This window comes from Streptomyces sp. CNH189, from assembly GCF_000527195.1.
Map to the genome: position 1 here is coordinate 1 of NZ_AZUS01000013.1, position 22,886 is coordinate 22,886.

17 protein-coding genes are annotated in these 22,886 nt (G+C 73.2%); 15 read left to right on the forward strand and 2 right to left on the reverse strand.

From position 1 onward, the window contains the following. The 4 genes from B100_RS0118405 to B100_RS0118420 all read left to right on the forward strand — a co-directional run. A partial coding sequence (locus B100_RS0118405) for an alpha-glucosidase C-terminal domain-containing protein (RefSeq protein WP_024885901.1) occupies positions 1-492 on the forward strand: 492 nt, incomplete at its 5' end. Between the two features lie 28 nt (positions 493-520). Further along, complete coding sequence (locus tag B100_RS0118410) at positions 521-1,879, forward strand: maltokinase N-terminal cap-like domain-containing protein (protein WP_024885902.1); 1,359 nt, start codon at positions 521-523, stop codon at positions 1,877-1,879. Between the two features lie 3 nt (positions 1,880-1,882). After that, positions 1,883-4,108, forward strand: coding sequence for a 1,4-alpha-glucan branching enzyme (gene glgB / locus B100_RS0118415; protein WP_024885903.1), 2,226 nt, complete (start codon positions 1,883-1,885; stop codon positions 4,106-4,108). Positions 4,109-4,239: 131 nt separating this feature from the next. After that, entirely contained in the window at positions 4,240-5,328 is a 1,089-nt protein-coding gene (locus B100_RS0118420; protein ID WP_024885904.1) for a glutamate--cysteine ligase 2, read from the forward strand. A gap of 360 nt (positions 5,329-5,688) precedes the next feature. Here the strand turns inward: B100_RS0118420 and B100_RS0118425 are convergent, their stop codons facing one another. Then, positions 5,689-5,922 carry a DUF6480 family protein gene (locus B100_RS0118425; RefSeq protein WP_024885905.1) on the reverse strand — a complete coding sequence of 78 codons (234 nt, stop codon included), beginning with the start codon at positions 5,920-5,922 and terminating at the stop codon, positions 5,689-5,691. Between the two features lie 129 nt (positions 5,923-6,051). On the opposite strand from B100_RS0118425, the gene B100_RS0118430 reads away from it, so the two are divergent. Both B100_RS0118430 and B100_RS0118435 read left to right on the forward strand, forming a co-directional pair. Further along, the gene (locus tag B100_RS0118430; RefSeq protein WP_024885906.1) at positions 6,052-7,956 is read left to right on the forward strand and encodes an AMP-dependent synthetase/ligase; all 1,905 of its coding nucleotides are present in this window, start codon (positions 6,052-6,054) and stop codon (positions 7,954-7,956) included. Positions 7,957-8,102: 146 nt separating this feature from the next. Next, positions 8,103-8,537, forward strand: a complete 435-nt coding sequence (locus tag B100_RS0118435; RefSeq protein WP_024885907.1) for an ATP-binding protein — start codon at positions 8,103-8,105, stop codon at positions 8,535-8,537. Between the two features lie 22 nt (positions 8,538-8,559). On the opposite strand, the gene B100_RS0118440 is transcribed toward B100_RS0118435, so the two are convergent. Continuing rightward, the gene (locus B100_RS0118440) at positions 8,560-8,931 is read right to left on the reverse strand and encodes a PRC-barrel domain-containing protein (RefSeq protein WP_024885908.1); all 372 of its coding nucleotides are present in this window, start codon (positions 8,929-8,931) and stop codon (positions 8,560-8,562) included. 360 nt (positions 8,932-9,291) lie between these two features. Here B100_RS0118440 and B100_RS0118445 point away from each other — a divergent pair, with 360 nt between their 5' ends. The 9 genes from B100_RS0118445 (at position 9,292) to B100_RS0118485 (ending at position 22,870) form a co-directional block, all read left to right on the forward strand. Continuing rightward, positions 9,292-13,296: a HAMP domain-containing protein gene (locus tag B100_RS0118445; protein ID WP_024885909.1), complete on the forward strand. Its 4,005-nt coding sequence runs from the start codon at positions 9,292-9,294 to the stop codon at positions 13,294-13,296. Positions 13,297-13,384: 88 nt separating this feature from the next. Then, on the forward strand, positions 13,385-15,751 hold the full coding sequence (locus tag B100_RS0118450; RefSeq protein WP_037723082.1) for a SpoIIE family protein phosphatase: 2,367 nt from the start codon (positions 13,385-13,387) through the stop codon (positions 15,749-15,751). 101 nt (positions 15,752-15,852) lie between these two features. After that, positions 15,853-16,242, forward strand: a complete 390-nt coding sequence (locus B100_RS0118455) for an STAS domain-containing protein (RefSeq protein ID WP_024885911.1) — start codon at positions 15,853-15,855, stop codon at positions 16,240-16,242. Positions 16,243-16,311: 69 nt separating this feature from the next. Next, positions 16,312-17,211 (forward strand): STAS domain-containing protein, encoded by a 900-nt coding sequence (locus B100_RS0118460; RefSeq protein WP_024885912.1) that lies wholly within the window; start codon positions 16,312-16,314, stop codon positions 17,209-17,211. Beyond that, positions 17,208-17,624 carry an STAS domain-containing protein gene (locus B100_RS0118465; RefSeq protein WP_024885913.1) on the forward strand — a complete coding sequence of 139 codons (417 nt, stop codon included), beginning with the start codon at positions 17,208-17,210 and terminating at the stop codon, positions 17,622-17,624. The genes B100_RS0118460 and B100_RS0118465 overlap by 4 nt, the downstream gene beginning before the upstream one ends. Further along, positions 17,624-18,067: an anti-sigma regulatory factor gene (locus tag B100_RS0118470; protein WP_024885914.1), complete on the forward strand. Its 444-nt coding sequence runs from the start codon at positions 17,624-17,626 to the stop codon at positions 18,065-18,067. Before B100_RS0118465 ends, B100_RS0118470 begins: the two co-directional genes overlap by 1 nt. Then, a complete protein-coding gene (locus B100_RS0118475; protein ID WP_024885915.1) occupies positions 18,067-19,134 on the forward strand; it encodes an ATP-binding SpoIIE family protein phosphatase in 1,068 nt (355 codons plus the stop codon). The genes B100_RS0118470 and B100_RS0118475 overlap by 1 nt, the downstream gene beginning before the upstream one ends. Beyond that, complete coding sequence (locus B100_RS0118480) at positions 19,131-20,849, forward strand: SpoIIE family protein phosphatase (RefSeq protein WP_024885916.1); 1,719 nt, start codon at positions 19,131-19,133, stop codon at positions 20,847-20,849. The genes B100_RS0118475 and B100_RS0118480 overlap by 4 nt, the downstream gene beginning before the upstream one ends. Positions 20,850-21,496: 647 nt before the next feature. Further along, positions 21,497-22,870: an NAD(P)/FAD-dependent oxidoreductase gene (locus tag B100_RS0118485; RefSeq protein ID WP_024885917.1), complete on the forward strand. Its 1,374-nt coding sequence runs from the start codon at positions 21,497-21,499 to the stop codon at positions 22,868-22,870. Positions 22,871-22,886: the final 16 nt, after the last annotated feature.

The following is a 22,886-nucleotide window of genomic DNA, read 5'->3' on the forward strand; positions in this document are numbered from 1 at the left end:
ATGCAGTGGACCCCGGACCGCAACGCCGGCTTCTCCTCCTCCGACCCCGGCCGCCTCTACCTGCCCACGATCATGGACCCGGTCTACGGCTACCAGGTCACCAACGTCGAAGCCTCCATGGCCTCACCNTCGTCGTTGCTGCACTGGACCCGCCGCATGATCGAGATCCGCAAGCAGAACAAGGCGTTCGGCCTCGGCTCCTACACCGAGCTGCCCTCCTCCAACCCCGCCGTCCTCGCCTTCCTCCGCGAGGCCCCCCCGAACGGGGAAGAAGGGGACGACCTGGTCCTCTGCGTCAACAACTTCTCCCGCTTCTCCCAGCCCACCGAGCTCGACCTGCGCGAGTTCGACGGACGGCACCCGGTGGAGCTGTTCGGCGGGGTGCGCTTCCCGGCCATCGGCGAACTGCCGTACCTGCTGACCCTCGGGGGCCACGGCTTCTACTGGTTCCGGCTCACCAGAGTCGCATCCCGCATCGGCCGACGACTGTGAGCGTGTGCCGGCGAGAGGAGGCGTCACGATGACGAAGACCGCATTCCTGCGCCCGCGGAGCGCGCCCGCCGAGTCCATGGATTCGCTCGCCGGGCTGCTGCGCGAGTGGCTGCCGCTGCAGCGCTGGTTCGCGGGCAAGGACCGCCCCGTCACCGATCTCGGTGTGCTGTCCATGACCGAGCTGTTCCCGGGCTGTCTGCACGTACTGGTGCACGCGGCGCACGGAGGTGTGCCCGCCCCCGGGGGCACCACGCCCGCCGGTGACTGCTACCAGCTCCTGCTCGGGGTGCGGGAGCGTCCCTCGCCGCGTCTGGGCAAGGCGCTCATCGGCACCGTGCGGGACGGACGGCTGGCCGGCCTGACGGTCTACGACGCCCTGCAGGACCCGCGCGCCGCGCAGTTGCTGCTGGAGCGGCTGCGCCGGCCGGGCACGGCGGGCCCGCTGCACTTCGAGGGCGACCCGGCGCAGCAGGTGCCGGCCGGTCTGGTGCCGCGGGTGCTGAACGCCGAGCAGTCCAACTCCTCGCTGGTGTACGGCGACGAGTACATCCTGAAGGTCTTCCGGCGCATCCAGCCCGGCGTCAACCCGGACCTGGAGGTGCCCGGGGCGCTGGCCCGGCAGGGCTGCCACCGGGTGCCCGCGCCGGTGGCGTGGCTGCGCACGACGCATCCGTTCAAGGCGACGCTCGGCGTGCTCCAGCCGTATCTGCGCAACGCCGCCGACGGCTGGACGCTGGCCCTCGACGCACTCGCCGCCGGGGACGACTTCACCGCGCAGGCGCACGCCCTCGGCCGCGCGACGGCGGACGTGCATCTGGCGCTCTCCTCGGCGTTCCCGGTCGGGGCGCCCGGGGAGAACGGGCACACGGCGGCGGCGATGACCGAGCGGCTGACCGCCGCCGCGCACGCCGTCCCCGCGCTCCAGCCGTACGTGCCGGGGCTGCGGAGCGCCTTCGCCGCGCTCACCACCTGCGACGCCGGGCCGCCCGCCCAGCGCATCCACGGCGACCTGCACCTCGGCCAGGTGCTGCGGGCGGGGCGCGAGTGGTTCGTCATCGACTTCGAGGGCGAGCCGTCCCGGCCGCTCTCCGAACGGCGCAGCGCCCACTCCCCCGTGCGGGACATCGCGGGGATGCTGCGCTCCTTCGACTATGCCGCCCGGCAGCGCCGCCCCTGGCGTCCGGAGTGGGCGCGGCGCTGCCGCGAGGCCTACTGCGCGGGCTACGCGGCCCGCGCCGGCTGGGACCCGCGCAAGAAGCACGGCCTGCTCCGCGCCTACGAGACGGACCGGGCCGTGTACGAGGTGCTGTACGAGGCCCGGCACCGACCCGACTGGCTGCCCGTACCGATGGCGGCGATCGAGCGCCTCGCCGTGAGAGGAGACTGAGCCGTGGCCCTGCACGAGACCCCGCTGCCCGGATCGGGCGGGCCCGCCCCGTCCGCCCCCGCGACCGGGACGACCGCCCCCGCCCTCGACCCGCACGACCGGGGCCGCCTGCTGGCGGGCGCCCACCACGACCCGCACGCGCTGCTGGGGGCCCACCCGGTGCCCGGCGGCATCGCCTTCCGGGCGCTGCGTCCGTTCGCCCGCGAGGTGAGCGTGGTCGTCGACGGCGAGGCCACCCCGCTGGTGTCGGAGGGCGACGGCCTGTTCTCCGGCGTGCTGCCGCTGGACGCGGTCCCCGCGTACACGCTGGCGGTGGCCTACGGTGACGACGCGCCGGAGGAGACGCACGACCCGTACCGGTTCCTGCCCGCGCTCGGCGACTTCGACCTGCACCTGATCAGCGAGGGCCGGCACGAGGAGCTGTGGACGGCGCTCGGCGCGCACCCCATGACCCACCAGGGCGTGACCGGTACGCGGTTCACCGTGTGGGCGCCCAACGCGCTCGGGGTGCGGGTCGCCGCCGACTTCACCTACTGGGACGGCACGGCCTTCCCCATGCGCTCGCTGGGCTCGTCCGGCGTGTGGGAGCTGTTCCTGCCGGGCGTCGGCGAGGGCACCCGCTACAAGTTCGAGATCCACTCGCGCCACGGCCACCGCTTCCTCAAGGCGGACCCGATGGCCCGCCGTACCGAGGCGCCGCCGAACACCGCGTCGGTGGTCACCGCCTCGCGGTACGAGTGGGGCGACGACGAGTGGCTCGCGCGGCGCGGGGACACGCCCGTGCACGAGGCGCCGTTCTCGGTGTACGAGCTGCACCTGCCGTCGTGGCGGCCGGGGCTGACGTACCGCGAACTCGCCGAGGTGCTGCCGGCGTACGTGAAGGACATGGGCTTCACGCATGTCGAGCTGATGCCGGTCGCCGAGCACCCGTACGGGCCGTCCTGGGGCTACCAGGTCACCGGCTTCTACGCGCCGACCGCCCGGCTCGGCACCCCCGACGACTTCAAGTACCTGGTCGACGCGCTGCACCGGGCCGGCATCGGCGTGATCATGGACTGGGTGCCCGCGCACTTCCCGAAGGACGACTGGGCCCTGGCCCGGTTCGACGGGGAGCCGCTGTACGAGCCCGGAGACTCGCGCCGCGCCGACCACCCCGACTGGGGGACGTTCACCTTCGACTACGCCCGTACCGAGGTGCGCAACTTCCTGGTCGCGAACGCCGTGTACTGGTGCCAGGAGTTCCACATCGACGGGCTGCGGGTCGACGCGGTCGCCTCGATGCTCTACCTCGACTACTCGCGCGAGGACGGCTGTTGGGAGCCCAACGCCTACGGCGGCCGTGAGGATCTGGCCGCGATGGCGTTCCTCCAGGAGATGAACGCCACCGTGTACCGGCGCTGCCCCGGCGTGGTGACCATCGCGGAGGAGTCCACGGCGTGGGGCGGGGTGACCCGGCCCACCGACACCGGCGGGCTCGGGTTCGGGCTGAAGTGGAACATGGGCTGGATGCACGACTCGCTGGAGTACGTCTCGCACGAGCCGGTGCACCGCAAGTACCACCACCACGAGATGACGTTCGCGATGGTGTACGCCTACAGCGAGAACTACGTGCTGCCGATCTCGCACGACGAGGTGGTGCACGGCAAGCAGGCGCTGGTGTCGAAGATGCCCGGCGACTGGTGGCAGCGGCGGGCGAACGTACGCGCCTACCTCGGCTTCATGTGGGCCCACCCCGGCAAGCAACTGCTGTTCATGGGTCAGGAGTTCGCGCAGGGCGCGGAGTGGTCGGAGAAGGCGGGCCCGGAGTGGTGGCTGCTGGACGAGGGGTACCACTCGGCGGGTGACCACCGCGGGGTGCAGGACCTGGTGCGGGACCTCAACGCGCACTACCGGGACCGTCCCGCGCTGTGGCAGCGCGACACCGACCCGTCCGGCTTCCGCTGGGTCGCGGTGGACTCCGCCGACGACAACGTCCTCGCGTTCCTGCGGTACGACGCCGAGGGCCGGCCGTTGCTCGCGGTGTCGAACTTCTCCCCCGTGGTCCGGGACGACTACCTGCTCGGGGTGGGCGACGACGTGATCGCCTGGGAGGAGGTCCTCAACACCGACGCCGCCCGCTACGGCGGCTCGGGCGTGGGCAACCCGGACCCGGTCAAGCCCGAGGACGGTCAGGTCCGGCTCGCCCTTCCCCCGCTCGCGACGGTGTGGCTGGCGCCCGCCCCGCTGTGACGCCCGCGTCCGCGCCCGGTGGCGCCCCGGCGACGGCACCAGGTGTTCCGCGGCCCGCGCGGGGCATGCGGGTCGTACGGCCGAGGGCTGCTCGGCGTCGACGCGGCAGGGAGCGGAAGGGCGAGCATCACGTGCGCACCGTGGGAGTGGAGGAGGAACTCCTCCTGGTCGATCCGGAGACAGGCGAACCGCGGGCGATGTCCGCAGCGGTCCTCGCCCGCGCCGAGCGGGACGACGCCGGGCAGGACGTCTTCGAGAAGGAACTGCACGAGCAGATGGTGGAGTTCGCCACGCATCCGCAGTCGTCCATGGAGCGCCTGCACGCGGAGATCGCCCGCTGCCGCAAGGAGGCCGCGGGCCACGCCGAGTCGATCGGCTGCACGGTCGCCGCGCTCGCCACGTCTCCGCTGCCGGTCAGCCCGTCGGTGGGCGTGACCGAGCGGTACCGGTGGATGGAGGAGCAGTACGGCATCGCCACCCGGGAGCAGCTCGTCATGGGCTGCCACGTCCATGTGTCGGTGGAGTCCGACGAGGAGGGCGTCGCGGTGCTCGACCGGCTGCGGCCGTGGCTGGCGGTGCTGACCGCGTTGAGCGCCAACTCGCCGTTCTGGCAGGGCAAGGACTCGGGCTACTCCAGTTACCGCAGCCGGGTCTGGCAGCGCTGGCCGTCGGCGGGTCCGACCGAGATGTTCGGCTCGCCCGAGCGCTACCACCGGCGGGTCGCCGAGATGGTGGCGACCGGGACGATCCTCGACGAGGGGATGATCTACTTCGACGCGCGGCTGTCGCAGCGGTACCCGACGGTGGAGGTGCGCGTCTCCGACGTCGCCCTGCACGCGGAGACCGCGGGGCTGATCGCCACGCTCGTCCGGGCGCTGGTGGAGACGGCGGCGCGGGAGTGGCGGGACGGCCGGGAGCCGGTCGACCCGGGGGTCAGTCTGCTGCGGCTGGCCGCCTGGCAGGCGGCCCGCTCCGGTCTGACCGGAGAGCTGCTGCACCCGGGGACCATGCGGCGCATGCCCGCCGAGGCGGTCGTCCGCGCCCTCCTCGACCACACCGCGGACGCCCTCACCGACCACGGCGACCTGGACCGCGCCCGCGAGGGCTGCGAACGCCTGCTCCATGACGGCAACGGCGCCATGATCCAGCGCCACCTGCTGCACCGCACGGACAGCCTCCGCGACGTCGTCACGGAATGCGTCCGCCACACGCAGGCGTAGCCCCGGGGGTCTGCCGGGCAGGCCGGCGGATCCAGGTGATCGCGTCCCGGAAGGCAGGGTCGAGTTCCGCGTCGGCGGCCTGCCCTCCGTCCTGACCAAGGGCGTACCTCGGCGCACCCGGACAAGGCTCGTGCGGGTGGGTGGGGGGCTGGTCGCGCAGTTCCCCGCGCCCCTTCGGGGCGCTCGGGCGCAGTGCGCCTATGCGGGCGCGGGGAACTGCGCCGAGCTCTCCCCGGCACCGGGGCGGCGCCGCGGCGTACGACTGCGCCGAGAAGTCGGAGAAGCGGAACCGCCGCTGGGCACGGGCCGTGCGGGAGCGGCCGCCGGCAGGGGATACCGGCGGCTGTCGCGGTGGTCGGCTCAGATGAGCAGGATGATGGCGTAGGCCAGGAAGAACGCCGCGATGAACGCCACCACGACGAGGATCGCGGTCATCGGTCCCTTGGCCCAGCCCTTGGTCGGGTTGTGCGTCTCGTAGGGGCCCGCCTCGGGCATGCTGCTCTCCGCGGGCGGGGTCTCGCCCGGTGGGACACCACCGCCCGCCTCGAGGCCGGTGGTGCGTTCCGGATCGGGATCGGGATTGACGTAGGTCATGGGGACCGGGTCCCCCGAAAGCGCACAGATCATCAGTGCGGACACACTTGAGGTGATCCCGGCGCAGGGCCGGTCGGGCTCGACTAGATTCAGGCACCGCCACGCCCCCGTCCCTGTGAGGAGCAGTGCATGCGCGACTCCGCTCTCGCTCCGCCGTCCGCCCCGCCCCTGACCGGCGGGCTCGCCGACAGCCTGTTCGCGAGGGCGGCCGAGAGCCCGACCCTGCCGGTACTCGCCCGCCGCACCGGTCCGGCCTCCGCCACCTGGGAGGAGGTGACCGCCGTGGAGTTCCGCGACGAGGTCGTCGATCTCGCCAAGGGCCTGATCGCGTCCGGGATCTCGCCGGGCACCCGGGTCGCCATCATGGCGCGCACCCGCTACGAGTGGACGGTCCTGTGCCACGCCCTGTGGACGGTGGGCGCCGAGGTCGTGCCGATCTACCCCACCTCCTCGCGGGAGCAGGTCGGGTGGATCCTGCGCGACTCCGGCGCGGTCGCCGTGCTGGTCGAGGACGAGCAGAGCGTGATGACGGTGGGGTCGGTGTGCGCCGTGCTGCCGCGCCTGCGGCACGTGTGGCAGCTGGACGCGGGGGCGCTGGATCAGCTGGCGGCGCGCGGCGAGGCCATCCCGCCGGCCACGGTCGACTCGATGCGGCGCATCGTGCCGCCCGACGCCACGGCCGTGGTGGCGTACACCTCCGGCACCTCGGGGCACGCCATGGGCTGTGCCCTCAGCCACCGCGGGCTGGCCTTCATCTGCGACACGCTGCTGGAGGGCTGGGGGCATGTGGCGCAGCCGCCCGGCGAGCAGGGTTCCGTGCTGGCCTTCCTGCCGTTCTCGCACGTCTACGGGCTGATGATCCAGAGCCTGTGCGTCCGCGGCGGCCTGCTGATGGGACACGAGCCGGACCTCGGGGCGGACGCGCTGTCCACGGCGCTGCGCACGTTCCGGCCGACCTACCTGTACGCGGTGCCGTCGCTGCTGGAGAAGATCTACAAGAACTTCCTGCGCGCCTCGCAGCTGTCGGGGCGCGGGGCGCTGTTCGAGCGGGCCGCCACCACCGCCCGGGACTTCGCGGCCGCCACGGAGCGCCAGCGCCTCGGACGCGGCTCGGGACCGGGCTTCGACCTGCGCATGCAGCACGCCCTGTACGAGCGCACCGTCTACCGCAAGCTGCGGGCGACGCTCGGCGGCCGGGTGCGCCGGGCCACCTCCGGCGGGTCGCCGCTCAGCCGCGACCTGTCGCTCTTCTACGAGGGCATCGGCATCTACGTGCACGACGGCTACGGCCTCACCGAGACCAGCGGCGGGGTGACGATGCAGCCGTACGGCCGGGAGAAGTCCGGCACCGTCGGGCAGGCGCTGCCGGGCACCGCGATCCAGGTGGCCGAGGACGGGGAGATCCTGGTGCGCGGCCCGTCGGTCTTCCAGGGGTACGTGGGCGATCCGGCCGCCACCCGGGCCGCGCTGCGCGGCGGCTGGCTGGCCACCGGGGACCTGGGCCGGCTGGACACGGAGGGCTATCTGACGATCACCGGCCGCAAGAAGGACATCATCATCACCACCAGCGGCAAGAGCGTGGCCCCGGCGGCCCTGGAGCAGCGGCTGCGGATGCATCCGCTGGTCCACCAGGCCGTGGTGGTGGGCGACAACCGGCCGTGCGTGGGCGCGCTGATCACACTGGACCCGGACTTCCTGGCGGACTGGCGGGCCGCGCTGTCGCTGCCCGGCGACGCCCCGGCCCGGGAGGCGCGCGAGGAGAACGCGCTGCGGGAGGAGATCGGGCGGGCGGTCGCCGCGGCCAACAGCAGCGTCTCCCCGTCGGAGTCGATCCGGGTGTTCCGCGTGCTGCCGGAGCCGTTCGACGTGACCAACGGTCTGCTGACGCCGTCGATGAAGCTGCGCAGGGACGAGATAGTGCGGCGGTACGCGCTGGAGATCGACGCCATGTACCAGTCCCGCAGGCGCCCGGAGCGTACGCCCGTGCCGGAGGAGTCGTCGGCCTGGGAGGACGCCGACAACGTGTTCCGGTGAGCGCGCGCCGGGGCGTGCGGTGTTTGTCACCACAGGCCGTCGGGCATGCGGGCGCGTAGGCTCCGCCCGCACGGGAACCCACAGATCGGGGAACGCACAGGAGCAGCAACGACCGCCCCGGTTACGGACGGGGCCTGGAAGGCGACATGGCACCCGAGTCGCGTAGGGACAGAACACTGGCCGGCGAGGAGATCACGAGCCGCATCGCCAGCTTCCCGGGGGAGCTGCACGATGTGACGGACGCACGTCTGGTCGCGGAGGACTTCCTCTTCGACCTGGCCCGGGCGTCGGCACCGACGGCCCCGGAGCACTGGGACGACATACTCCTGGTGGTCACGGAGCTGGCCGCCAACGCGGTCCAGTACGCCCCCGGGCCGTTCCAGCTGCGTCTGCGCCGCACGTTCGACGGGGTGCACGTGGTGATGCACGACACCAGCACCACCGAGCCGGCCCCGCGGCCGTTCCACCCGCACAGCGGCGGGGGCGGCATCGGATGGCATCTGATCCACACCCTCTGCGACCAGGTGAGCGTCGTGACCGACGACCGCGGCAAGGACATCCACGTCTTCCTGCCGTGGTGAACCGACCCGGCCCCGCGGGTGGTCAGCCGGCCGGGCGCCGGGGGGCGGGCAGCGCGCGGTAGTAGTCGCCGACGGCGGTCAGATAGGTGACGTCCATGGTCTCGCTGTCGGTGCGGAAGCGGGGCGCGGCCTTCAGCTCGCCTCTGGTGCAGGACACCGTCAGCTTCCGCTCGGTGGTGTCGACGGCGGCGACGACGCCGACGGGCACCAGCAGACTGCGGCCGAACACCCACACTCCGGTGTCCACGACGAGGTGCGCCATGCCGTGGTGGCCGGCCTGGCGGTCGACATGGCCGACGGTGCCGTCGCTCGCGACGACGCTCCATCCCGTCAGGTCCGCCCCGCGGACGTGGTCCAGGTCCCGCGCGTACGACCAGATGATGTCGGTGGGCACTGCTGCCGGCCTCCCCGTGAAACGACTGCTCCCCTGACCGGAGCGGGGCGGCACTCCGCCCCCTCCACCCGAGCAGATACCCCTCTGGCGCTCACACATTCGAACGGCGCCCGCCGAAAGCGTGCGGCCGGGCGCGTCCCTCGCGGCGCCCCTTCGCAGCGCTCTCGCGAAAAGAGCTCAAGTACCCCCGAATCCCGGGAACATGCCCGCCGGAATCAGTGATTCTCAACGGGTCCGGGAAGGACCCGGACCGCTTTGTCGCACGCCCCGGAGGTGGGTTAATCTGCGGCGTATTTCTCGTCGCGCGACTCCGCTGATCTGCGGGAATGCGCATTGAATGGGGCCGGAGCGAGGGTGCGCATGACCAGCAGGAGCACCGAGGGGACCGACACGGTGCCGGGGGACAAGGAGCTGCGGCAGCTCCTCGCGGGACTGACGGCCGTACGGGACGGGGACTTCGGTACCCGGCTCCCGGGAGACGCCGACGGGCTCATGGGGGACATCGCCAAGGTCTTCAACGGGATGGTGGACCAGCTCTCGCTGTTCACCTCGGAGGTGACCCGCGTCGCCCGCGAGGTGGGCACCGAGGGGACGCTGGGCGGTCAGGCGCAGGTGCCGGGGGTCTCGGGCACCTGGGCGGACCTCACCGACTCGGTGAACGCCATGGCGGGCAACCTCACAGCACAGGTCCGCAACGTCGCGCAGGTGACGACTGCGGTGGCGAAGGGCGACCTGTCGCAGAAGATCACCGTCGACGCCCGCGGCGAGATCCTCGAACTCAAGAACACCATCAACACGATGGTCGACCAGCTCTCCGCCTTCGCCGACGAGGTCACCCGCGTCGCCCGCGAGGTCGGCACCGAGGGACGGCTCGGCGGACAGGCCGACGTGCAGGGGGTCAAGGGCACCTGGCGCGACCTGACCGACTCGGTGAACTTCATGGCCGGCAACCTCACCGGTCAGGTACGCAACATCGCGCTGGTGGCGACGGCGGTCGCGCAGGGCGACCTGTCGCAGAAGATCACCGTCGACGCCCGCGGCGAGATCCTCGAACTCAAGAACACCATCAACACGATGGTCGACCAGCTCTCCGCCTTCGCCGACGAGGTCACCCGCGTCGCCCGCGAAGTGGGCACCGAGGGACGGCTCGGCGGACAGGCCCAGGTGCGGGGGGTCTCGGGCACCTGGAAGGACCTCACGGACAACGTCAACGTGATGGCGTCCAACCTGACCGGTCAGGTGCGCTCCATCGCCCAGGTCGCCTCCGCGGTGGGCCGGGGCGACCTGTCGCAGCGCATCCGGGTCGAGGCGGCCGGTGAGGTCGCCGCGCTCGCGGACGTCATCAACACGATGGTGGACACGCTGTCCGCCTTCGCCGACGAGGTCACCCGCGTCGCCCGCGAGGTCGGCACCGAGGGACGGCTCGGCGGACAGGCCCATGTGCCCGGTGTCGCCGGCACCTGGAAGGACCTCACCGACAACGTCAACTCGATGGCCAACAACCTCACCGGCCAGGTACGCAACATCGCGCTGGTGACGACGGCCGTCGCGAAGGGCGACCTGTCGAAGAAGATCGACGTCGACGCGCGCGGCGAGATCCTGGAGCTGAAGACGACCATCAACACGATGGTCGACCAGCTCTCGGCCTTCGCCCAGGAGGTCACCCGCGTCGCCCGCGAGGTCGGCACCGAGGGACGGCTCGGCGGACAGGCCGAGGTCGAGGGTGTCTCCGGCACCTGGAAGCGGCTCACCGAGAACGTCAACGAGCTGGCCGGGAACCTCACCCGGCAGGTCCGCGCGATCGCCGAGGTGACCAGCGCGGTCGCCGAGGGCGACCTGACCCGCTCGGTGAACGTGGAGGCCTCCGGTGAGGTCGCCGAGCTCAAGGACAACATCAACGCGATGGTGGAGTCCCTGCGCGAGACCACCCGGGCCAACCAGGAGCAGGACTGGCTGAAGACCAACCTCGCCCGCGTGTCCGGGCTCATGCAGGGTCACCGCGACCTGCCCGTGGTCGCCGAGCTGATCATGGACGAGCTGGTGCCGCTGGTGTCCGCCCAGTACGGCGCCTTCTACCTCGCGGACGACGGCGCGGACGGACCCGAGCTGCGGCTCGTCGGCTCCTACGGCTACCCCGAGGACAGCGACCGGCCCACCCGGATCGCCTTCGGCAAGACGCTGGTCGGGCAGGCCGCGCGCAGCCGGCGCACCATCACGGTGGACGCGTTGCCGCCGGACTACGTGACCATCTCCTCCGGGCTCGGTCAGGTGGTGCCGACCGCGCTGGTGCTGCTGCCGATCGTGGTGGAGGGGCAGGTCCTCGGTGTGATCGAGCTGGCGTCGGTGACGCCGTTCACGCAGATCCACCAGGACTTCCTGGCGCAGCTGATGGAGACCATCGGCGTCAACGTCAACACCATCGTGGCGAACGCCCGTACCGACGAGCTGCTGGTGGAGTCGCAGCGGCTGACCGCCGAACTGCAGGAGCGGTCCGCGGAGTTGCAGACCCAGCAGGAGGAACTGCAGCGCTCCAACGCCGAACTGGAGGACAAGGCGGCACTGCTGGCGACGCAGAACCGGGACATCGAGGCGAAGAACCTGCAGATCGAACAGGCCCGGCAGGAACTGGAGGCGCGCGCCCAGCAGTTGTCGCTCGCCTCCAAGTACAAGTCGGAGTTCCTGGCCAACATGAGCCACGAACTGCGCACCCCGCTCAACAGCCTGCTGATCCTCGCCCAGCTGCTCGCCCAGAACCCCTCGCGCAACCTCTCCCCCAAGCAGGTCGAGTACGCGCAGATCATCCACTCGGCGGGCTCGGACCTGCTGCAGCTGATCAACGACATCCTCGACCTGTCGAAGGTCGAGGCCGGGAAGATGGACGTCAGCCCCGAGCGGGTGGAGCTGCGCCGGCTCGTCGAGTACGTCGAGGCGACCTTCCGGCCGATGACCATGCAGAAGAGCCTGGACTTCACGGTCACCACGGCGCCGGGCGCACCGGCCGACCTGCTGACCGACGACTCCCGGCTGCGTCAGGTGCTGCGCAACCTGCTGTCCAACGCGGTGAAGTTCACCGAGCGGGGCCAGGTGGAGCTGCGGATCGAGCCGGCTCCGGACGACGAGGTGCCCGGCCAGGTGCTGCGGGGCGGTCCCGTGGTCGCCTTCCGGGTGCGGGACACCGGGGTGGGCATCCCGGAGCAGCACCTGGAGTCGATCTTCGGCGCCTTCCAGCAGGCGGACGGCACCACCAGCCGCAAGTACGGCGGCACCGGCCTCGGTCTGTCCATCACCCGGGAGATCGCGCATCTGCTCGGCGGCGCGGTCACCGTGGACAGTGTCGCGGGCCAGGGCTCCACGTTCACCCTGTTCCTGCCGGTGGCCCGGCCGGACTTCGAGCAGCAGCTGCGGCCCACCTCGGTCGCGGAGCAGGAGACGGCCGGCGAGGAGCTGCCGGAGGTGTCCTCCCGGCAGGCGCCCGCGATCGAGGCGGCACCCGCCGCGCCGGGACAGCGTCCGCGCCGCCTTCTGGTGGTGGAGGAGCGGCCCCGGGGGCTGCTCACCCTCGTCGCGGAGAGCGTGGTGCAGGACGTCACGGACGCGGGCGGTGCCTCGCGCCCTTCGGTCGACATCATCACCGCCGTCGGCGCCCAGGAGGCGGCCGGTGCGCTGGCCGCCGACCCTTGCCACTGCGTGGTGCTGGAGCTGGGCATGGCCGAGGCGGAGGTGACCCGCTTCCTGGAGGCGCTGCGCGGGGACTCCGCCCTGGCGAGCGTGCCGGTCCTGGTGCACAGCGGGCACCGGACCGACGCCGAGGTCGAGGCGACCCTGCGCACCCGGGCCTCGGGCACGGCCCTGGAGTTTCTGTCCAGCCTGGACGAGCTGCGGGAGCGGATCGCGCTGCACCTGTCGGCGGAGGAGCCCGGTGACGTGCTGTCGCTGGTGCGCCCGGACGAGGCGCAGCGGTCGGCCCCGGAGGCCGTGGTGGACGGCTCGTTCGCCGGGCGCACGGTGCTGGTCGTCGACGACGACGCCCGCAACCTGTTCGCGCTGAGCGGCATCCTGGAGCTGCACGGCTTCCGGGTGCTGCACGCCGAGGACGGCCGCAAGGGCATCGAGAGACTCGTGGAGAACCCGGACGTGGCCCTGGTCCTGATGGACGTGATGATGCCCGAGCTGGACGGGTACGCCGCCACGGCCGAGATCCGCTCCATGCCGCGGTACGCGGATCTGCCGATCATCGCGGTCACCGCGAAGGCGATGCCCGGGGACCGGGAGAAGAGCCTCGCCTCGGGTGCCAGCGACTACGTCACCAAGCCGGTCGACAGCCGTGAGCTGATCGCCTGCGTCCGCCGTTGGCTGCCCGCATGAGCCGCACGACGGAGAGCTCCGACGGGAAGGCGTGGGTGACGTGAGCATCCAGGAGCACGTGAACGAACCGCCGCCCGAGGAGACGGAGATGGAGCTGCGGCGGCCGTCGGCGGGCCCCGCCGGCGTGACCGCGGACTCCCCCGTGGGCCGGCTGGCGGCCACCGTGGACCGGCTCAGCCGTGAGGTGCGGGCCGCGCAGGCGGAGGCCGAGGGGCGGGCGCTGATCGAACTCGCCAAGGGCATCCTCGTCGAACGCCTGGGGTGCGGGCCCGCGCAGGCCGCACGGCAGCTCGCCGAGCTGACCGAGCAGGCCGGGACGAACCCGCTGGAGTTCGCGGTCGAGGTGATCAACCAGGCTGCCCGGGACCGGATGTCCGAGGTGACCGACGCCTTCCTGGCCGCCACCCGGGCGGCCGGCGAGGCGGACCTGGCGGCCGTACGGCTGCGGGCGGCGGAGAGCGGCGCGCTCGCCGCCGACGACACCCAGGCGGTGGCCGAGTCGCTGCTGGAGCAGGCGCTGCGTCCGCTGGGCGCGGTGGCCGTGGCGATCTGGGCGGCCGGTGCCGACGGGTCGCTGACCCTGGCGGGCAGTGCCGGTTTCTCCCCCGCCGAGGCGGCGCGCTGGTACTACGTGCCGCCGGACGTGGCGACGGTCGCGCGGTACGGCCTGGCCGAGCGCGACGGCCTGTGGATCGAGTCGCTGTCCGAGCGGGGGCTGCCCAGCGTCGGGCGGCACCACCACCCGGACGGCGGCCGGGCCGCCGTGCCCGCCGGCACCGGAGGGCGGGTGTACGGGGTGCTGGAGATCGTCTGGCCCGCGCCCCTGCCGCAGCAGCCGCCGCAGATCGTGCGGCAGGTGGAGGCGCTGGCCGAGCTGTGCGCGCACACCCTGGAGACGTTCACCGTGCCGGACGACCCCAGCCGGCCGCCGCGGGTGCTGCCGGACGCCGCGGAGCTGATGGACCTGGCCGACGGGCTGTACGACCCGGCCCTGGTGCTCGTGCCGTACCTGGACGAGTCGGGGAACCTGCTCGACTTCCGCATCCAGCACGTCAACAGCCGTTTCCTGGACCCGGCGGGCCGGCCGCGCGGCATGGTCAGCGGCGCGCTCCTGCTGGAGGCGTACCCGATGGCCGCCGGGGAGAGCGAGCTGTTCCAGCGGATCGAGCGGGTGTACGCCACGGGTGAGCCGTTCCGGGCCCGGCGCATGCATCTGACCGCGCTGGTCGACCAGGTGCCGCTGTCGGCGATGGCGGACATCAGCGTCAGCCGGCACGGCGCGGGGATCCTGTTCATCTGGCGGATCGAGGACGAGACGGCCCGGCTGGCGAGCCTGCTGCAGCACGCGCAGCGGCTCGGCCGGATCGGCGGGTTCGAGGAGAACCTGCTGACCGGGGAGATCACCTGGAACGGCCAGCTGTTCGACCTGTACGGGCGTCCGGAGACCAGTCCGCCGGTGCCGCTGGAGGACCTGCCGGCGCACGCCCACCCGGACGACGCCGTCGCCATCGGCCGTTTTCTGCGCACGGTGCTGCACCACCGGCGTCCGGCGTCGGCGGCCTTCCGGCTGCAGCGCCCGGACGGGGTGACCCGGCACATCCGGGTGGTCGCCGAGCCGGTGCTGGACACCGACGGCCGGCTGCTGACCATACGGGGCGCCTACCAGGACATCTCCTCGCAGCACTGGACCGAGGTGGCGCTGGCGGCGACCCGCGACCAGCTCGCCCACACCGAGCAGCACGCGAGCGAGCGCGACCGGCTGGCGCTACAGCTGCAGCGCGCGATCATGCCGCCCACCCAGGCGCCGTTGCAGATCCCCGACCTGGACGTGGCGGTGCGCTACCGGCCGGCGGAGGCGGAGCAGCTGGTGGGCGGCGACTGGTACGACGCGGTGGTGCTGCCGTCCCGGCTGGTGCTGCTGTGCGTCGGCGACGTCGCCGGCCACGGCATCGAGGCGGCCACCAGCATGGTGGTGCTGCGCAACGCGCTGCGCGGGCTCGCGGTCACCGGCGCGGGCCCGGGGCAGCTGCTGTCGTGGCTGAACATCGTGGCGCACCATCTGACCGGCGGGGTGACGGCCACGGCGGTCTGCGGCCTGTACGACCCTGCCACCCGCACGCTGCGGTGGGCGCGGGCCGGCCATCTGCCGCCGGTGCTGGTGCGCGGCTCCGAGGCGGCGCCGCTGCCGGTGGTGCGGGGCCTGCTGCTGGGCGCGGTGCCGGAGGCGCAGTACGAGGAGTCGGAGGTGCAGCTCGCCGCCGAGGACAACCTCCTGATGTACACGGACGGGTTGATCGAGCGCCGGGACCGCTCGGTGGAGGAGTCGCTGACGCACCTCCTCAGCACCGCGGCGACGGTGCCGGGCTCGCTCGACCAGCGGCTGGACCGGCTGCTCACGTACAGCCGGTCGGACACCGACGACGACACCTGCATCGTGGGAATCCGGGTGGGGTAGGTCACTCGGACGGGCGATCGGAGGGACGTAGGCATGAGAGGGCGATTCGGGGGTACGCGCGGCTGCGCGACGAAGAGCTTGATCACCTGTTGGAGGTACTCGTGCCCATTGCCCAGGACCCGTTGTCCGTAGAGGTGACACTCCCGCGTGAGGATGTGGCCCTTCTGACGGTGGAGGGCTACTTGGACGTCGACACGGCGACCGAGTTCCAGCACCATCTGGCCAACCAGCTGCACCACGGCCGCCGGCACTTCCTGCTGGATCTGTCGGCGGTCCCCTTCATGGACTCCTCAGGTATGAACATCATCCTGCGCGTGTACCAGGAGGCGCGGGAGCTTCCGGGGAGCGTCCACATCATCTCCCCCACCCCGGCCGTGCGCCGGATTCTCGACCTGACGGGCGTCAGCATCACCGTGCCCGTCTCGGCGAGCGTCGACGAGGCGCTGGAGCGCGTCGACGCGCCCGAGGCCCCGGCCGGGCCCGAGGCCTGAGCGGGACCGCCCCGCCCGGTCCCGGCACGGGTCCGGGCGTATGTGTACGACGAGGAGGAGAGCAGACAGGTGCCGGAGCACGAAGCGGACGCGACCCACGGAACCCCCGCTCGGGAGGTCGGTGACTTCCTGCGGCGGCTGCGGGAGCAGATCGCCCAGCGATGGGCGGACGAGCCCCTGTTCCGCACGGTGTTCACCGTCTCGCGCGACGAGGCGGTGGACGCGGGCCGGGTGATCGTGGACGCGCTCGCCCAGGTGGCCGACGCGCAGCGGATCGAGGACCCGGACGCCGCGGGCTTCACCGGGGTCCGCGAGCAGCTCGCGCGCATGGGGGCGGCCCGCTCCCGCGCGGGGCTGTCCACCACCCAGGTGTCCAGCGAGCTGGCCGCGCTGCTGCCGCCGGTGGAGAACCTGCTGGTGGCCGACCTGGAGCCGCGCGACCCCGAGTGGCGGCGGGAGTGCGCGACCGCCCTGAGCGTGCTGATGGGCACACTGCGGCTGGTGACGATGCAGACCGCGCTCAGCGAGAACCAGGCCCTGATCGACCGCCAGCGGCTGCAGCTGCTGGAGGTGGCGACACCGGTGATCAAGCTCTGGGACGGGATCGTCGCGGTCCCGCTCATCGGGACACTGGACAGCGCCCGCAGCCAGGTGGTGATGGAGACGCTGCTCAACGCGGTCGTCGACCAGCACGCCCGGTTCGCGATCCTCGACATCACCGGGGTGCCGACCGTCGACTCGCTGGTCGCCCAGCACCTGATGAAGACGGTCGCCGCCGCCCGGCTGATGGGCGCGGAGTGCGTGGTCTCCGGCATCCGGCCGGCGATCGCGCAGACCATCGTGCACCTGGGGCTGGACCTCGGCACGGTCAAGACCCGGGCGAGCCTCGCCGACGCGCTCGGGTACTGCCTGCACGAGCTGGGCGCGAACATCGTGAACGCCCCGGCCGAGGGTGCGGTCCGGCGGTGAACGAGCACTTCGCCCGCCCGGTCGCGGGACACGTTCCGGTGCTCCGGCTCGGGGACGTACTGCTGGTCACCCTCCAAGGCGACCTGCACGACAGCATGGCGTCCCAGCTCCAGCAGGACCTCGCCGAGACGATCGCCGCCAGCCGGGTCACCGGCGTGGTGATCGACATCTCCGGGGTGGAGATCGTCGACTCCTTCCTCGGCCGGGTGCTGGCCGAGACGGCGGCGCAGACCGAGTTGCTGGCCGCGCGGACCGTGGTGGCGGGCATGCGTCCCGCCGTGGCCATCACGCTGGTGGAGCTGGGTCTGACGTTCCCGGAGCTGCGCACCGCGCTGACCACCGAGGCGGCACTGGAGCTGCTCGCGCAGCCGATCGTCGCGAACCGGCCCCACGGCGGCGAGGGGAGACCGTGATGGACACCGCCTCGGACGTCGAGGCGCGGCTGCCCATCCGGTCGGACATGGACCTCGCGTGGGTGCGCCAGCACGTGCGTCAGGCCGCCACCCTGGTCGGCTTCGGACTGGTCGACCAGACGAAACTGGTGACGGCCGCGAGCGAGCTGGCCCGCAACACCCTGGTGCACGGTGGGGGCGGCGTCCTGGAGACCTCGCGCGTCACCGCCGCCGACGGGACGGCCGGGCTGCGGCTCGCCTTCTCCGACGAGGGCCCCGGGATCCCCGATCTCGACCGGGCGCTCAGCGACGGCTACACCTCCGGCGACGGACTGGGCATGGGACTCGGCGGGTCCCGGCGCCTGGTGCACGACTTCGAGGTCGACAGCACCCCGGGCTCGGGAACCACCGTGCGGGTCACCTCATGGGTCACCCGGCCGGCCCGTCCGCGCGGAGGTGGGTGATGCCGCGGGTGTGGCACGTGCCGGTGCACGACGCGACCCGGGTGCGTGACGTACGGGTCGCGGCGGAGCAGGCCGCCACGCGGGCCGGGCTGGACGAACAGCGCCGGGCCGCGTGCGCGCTGGTGGCGACCGAGCTCGCCACCAACCTGCTCAAGCACGCACAGGCGGGCGAGGTCGTCGTCGACGTGGTCGACCCGGCGGTGCTGCCGGAGGGACGGCCGGGGCAGGCCGTGCAGATCACCGCCCTGGATCACGGGCCGGGCATCGCCGACGTGCCCGGCGCGCTGAAGGACGGCTTCACGACCAGCGACTCGCTCGGCGCGGGCCTCGGGACGTGCCGGCGGCTCTCCGACGCGTTCGGACTGCACAGCGTGCCCGGCCGCGGCACCGTCGCCGTGGCCCGTATCGGCCCCGCCACGGCCGGACTCGTCCCCGAGGAGGACCCCGCGCGGTCCCTCGGCGTGCACGCCGGCGGCGTCAACGTGCCCTTCGCGGGCGCGGAGCTGTCAGGGGACGCCTGGTCCTGGGTGCGCTCCGGAGACCGGGTGACGCTGCTGCTGGCGGACGGGCTGGGCCACGGCGCGGAGGCCGCCCGCGCCTCCACCGCCGCCGTCGAGGAGCTGCGACACGGCGCCCGGCTCCCGCCCGCCGAACTGCTGCAGCGGCTGCACACCGCGCTCCGTGGCACCCGGGGCGCGGCCGTCGCCGTCGCCCAGCTGGACACCTGGACCGGCCGGCTGCGGTTCGCCGGCATCGGCAACGTGACGGCACGGCTGCGGGAGGACGGGCGCTGGCGCACCCTGCTGTCCCGGCCCGGCATCGTCGGCGCGCACCGGCCGCGTACGGTGCGCGAGGACGAGGTCGCCTGGACCCCGGAGAGCCTGCTGATCCTGCACACGGACGGACTGCCGGGCCGCTGGACACCGCCCCCGGACACCGGGGTGCCCCCGGCCGACCCGGCCGTGACGGCCGCCGTGGCGGTGCGGGACGCGGGCAGTGCCGCGCGCCCGGTGCGGGACGACACCGCCGTCGCCGTACTCGCCCCCGTACCGGAGGCTCCTTCATGACGCGTGCCTGGCGGATCACGACCGTCACCGACGCGGCCCGCGCCCGCATCGCCGTGGCGCGGCTGGCCGCGGCCTGCGGCGTGCCCACGGTCGAACGGACCCGGCTGGCCACGGCCGTCGGCGGACAGCTGCGCCAGTGCCTCACCAAGGGCGGCACCTGGTCGCTCACCCTGGAGACGACCGGCGGGGACGCCGGGCCCGGTGAGCTGCACGTCGTGGTCGTACCGGCCCCGGACGGGGCCGCCGAGGAGCGCACCCCGTGGACGACGGGCGTGCCCTGCCCCGACCCGGGCCGGGTGTCCGGCCCCTGCCCGGTGCCGGACGGGCCGGCCGCGCTGTCCGAGGGGCTGCTGGGCGCCGACGAGGACACCTCGGTGGTGCTGGACGAACTGGCCGAGCAGGAGGGGCTGGTCGCCTTCCACCGGGAGGAGCTGCACCAGACCAACCAGGGCGTCCTGGCGCTGCACGCCGAGCTGGACGCGGCCGGGAGGGCGCAGCGGGAGGCGTTCGCCGCGGAGCGCCGGGCGCGCACCGAGGCGGAGAACGCGCGGCGGCGGCTGACGTTCCTCGCGGACGCCAGCGCCGAGCTGACCGCGTCGCTGAACCACGACGAGATCCTGCGCCGGCTGCCGGAACTGCTGGTGCCGCGGTACGCCGACGGCGTGGACGTCTGGCTGTTCGACCACGAGGACGGACGGCCGCTGCCCGCCGACCACCCGGGCGCCGCCGTGCAGGCGGCCCGCACCGGGCGCCCGCAGTACGCCGCCGACCACCCCGGCAACCTCCCGGGTGTGGAGGACCGGCCGCCGTCGGCCCTGGCGCCCGACCGGCCGCTGCTGTGCGTGCCGCTGCTGACGCCGCGCCGCGCGCCGCTCGGGGTGCTGACGCTGTCGCCGCAGGGCGAACGCTGGGACCCGGACGACGCCGTCATGCTGATCGAGCTGGCCCGCCGGGCCGGGATCGCCCTGGACAACGCCCGCCGCTTCGAGCACAACCGGGACATCGCCGAGACGCTGCAGCGCGCCCTGCTGACGGAGCTGCCGTCGACGCCCGGTGTGGGCCTGGCCGCGCGCTACCTGCCCGCCACGCGCGGTCTGAACATCGGCGGCGACTGGTACGACGCCTTCCAGCAGCGGGACGGCAGCCTGGTCACCGTCATCGGCGACGTCACCGGGCACGGGCTGCACGCGGCGGTGATGATGAGCCAGCTGCGCACAGCGCTGCGTGCCTACGCCGTCGACGGCGACAGCCCGGGGCGGCTGCTGACCCGGCTGCACGGCTATCTGCGCCACCTCCAGCCGGACCTGTTCGCCACGGCTGTCATAGCCCGCTTCCACCCGGACGACCAGACGCTGACGTGGGCCGCGGCGGGCCACCCGCCGCCGGTGCTGCGGCTGCCGGACGGTGACGTGCGGACCCTGGACGCCAAGCCGGGCGCCATGCTCGGCATCCCGCTGAGCCAGGACATCGCGGACCACACCGAGCGGCTGACGCCCGGCTCGACGCTGGCCCTCTACACGGACGGGCTGGTCGAGCGGCGCTCGCAGGGCATAGACCCGGGCATCGAACGCCTGGGAGCGGCCCTGGCGTCGTTCGACCGCGCGGAGCTGGACACGGACCTGGAGGAGGCGGCGGACCGCGTCCTCCACCCCCTTCTCAGCGACAGCGAACGCGACGACGACGTCTGCCTGCTTCTCTGCCATCTCCGCGCCTGAGCCCCGTCCGTCCGGGGCGGCCCCGTAAGTCCCCGCGACCGGCCCTCGGTGCTCGTGCCCCCGGCGGCGACGGGGTCGACGCACCGCCGAGCCGCGCGAACACGCGTCCAGACCCGGGCACACCTGCGGCCGGGACAGCCCGCCGGCGGACGGCCTGCGGCCAAGCCCTCTTTACTGGCCGCGACGAACGCGGCGCCGAAGCGGATGAGCGGGCGCGCCCGGCAAGGGCGGCAGGTCCGGGCGTAGCCGCCGGCGGGTGCCGGGGCGCGGCGCGTGGCGCGGGCACGGTGCGCGGCGCGCGGTCGGTGCGCGGCGCGCGGTCGGTGCGCGGCTCAGGCGGGCACAGGCACGGGGTGCGGCGTAGGCGCGGCGCGGGCGGGGCGCGGCGCGGGCGGGGCGCGGGCGGGGCGCGGCGCGGCGCAGGCAAGCGGTAGGCGGGCGCGGGGCGGTGCCGCCGCTCGCGGCGACGGGACCAGGGGGGCGGCGGACCGGTGGGGGTGTGCGCCGCTGATCGGGGGGATGGGGGCGTCGCCCGGTGTGGGGGCTTCCCGGTGCGGTTCGGCGCGGGGGCGGGCATCGTGGAGCTGAACAGGGGCACGCGTCAGGCATCGACGTTCGAGGCGGACCGCCTGAAGCCGCACGAAGGGATGGACATCGTGACACGACCCAGGATCCTCGTGGTGGGCGCCGGTTTCGCCGGTGTGGAGTGCGTGCGGCGGCTGGAGCGCAGGCTCGCCCCGGACGAGGCGGAACTGACGCTGGTGACGCCGATGTCCTACCAGCTGTACCTGCCGCTGCTCCCCCAGGTCGCCTCCGGGGTCCTGACCCCGCACTCGGTCGCGATCTCCCTGCGGCGCAGCTCGAAGTACCGCACCCGGATCATCCCGGGCGGCGCGATCGGCGTGGACCTCAAGGCCAAGGTGTGCGTCATCCGGACCATCAACGGCGACATGGTCGACGAGCCGTACGACTACATCGTGCTCGCGCCCGGCAGCGTCACCCGCACGTTCGACATCCCCGGCCTGGCCGACCACGCCTTCGGGCTGAAGTCGCTCGCCGAGGCCGCCTACCTGCGCGACCACGTGATCTCCCAGCTCGACCTGGCCGACGCCTGCCTGGACCCCCAGGAGCGCGCCTCGCGGCTGCAGTTCGTGGTCGTCGGCGGCGGCTACGCGGGCACCGAGACCGCGGCCTGCCTGCAGCGGCTGACGCACGCCGCCGTGAAGCGCTACCCGCGTCTGGACCCGGGCCTGATCAAATGGCACCTGATCGACATCGCGCCCAAGCTCATGCCCGAGCTGGGCGAGAAGCTCGGGCGCAGCGCCCAGGAGATCCTCACCCGGCGCGGCATCGAGATCTCGCTGGGCGTGTCCATCGCGAAGGCCGGCGCGGAGGAGGTCACCTTCACCGACGGCCGGGTCGTGCCCACCCGCACACTGATCTGGACCGCCGGGGTGGTGGCCAGCCCGCTGATCGCCACGCTCGACGCGGAGACCGTACGCGGGCGGCTCGCGGTCAACGCGGACATGCGGCTGCCCGGCCACGACGGGGTCTTCGCGCTCGGCGACTCCGCCGCGGTGCCGGACCTGGCCAAGGGCGACGACGCCGTGTGCCCGCCGACCGCGCAGCACGCGCTGCGGCAGGGCCGGCACGTCGCGGAGAACGTCATCGCCACGCTGCGGGGCCGGCCGACCCGCCCGTACGTGCACCAGGACCTGGGGCTCGTGGTGGACCTCGGCGGCGCCGACGCGGTGTCCAAGCCGCTCGGCTACGAGCTGCACGGCCTGCCCGCCCAGGTGGTGGCCCGCGGCTACCACTGGTCCGCGCTGCGCACCGGGGTCGCCAAGACCCGTGTGATGACCAACTGGCTGTTGAACGCGGTGGCCGGTGACGACTTCGTGCGCACCGGTTTCCAGGCGCACCGGCCGGGGAACCTGCGCGACTTCGAGTACCTGGACGCCTACCTGACACCGGAGCAGGTGCGGGCGCACGTCGCGGAAGCGGGCCGGTCGGCTCGGTGACCGGGCCGCAGCGGCC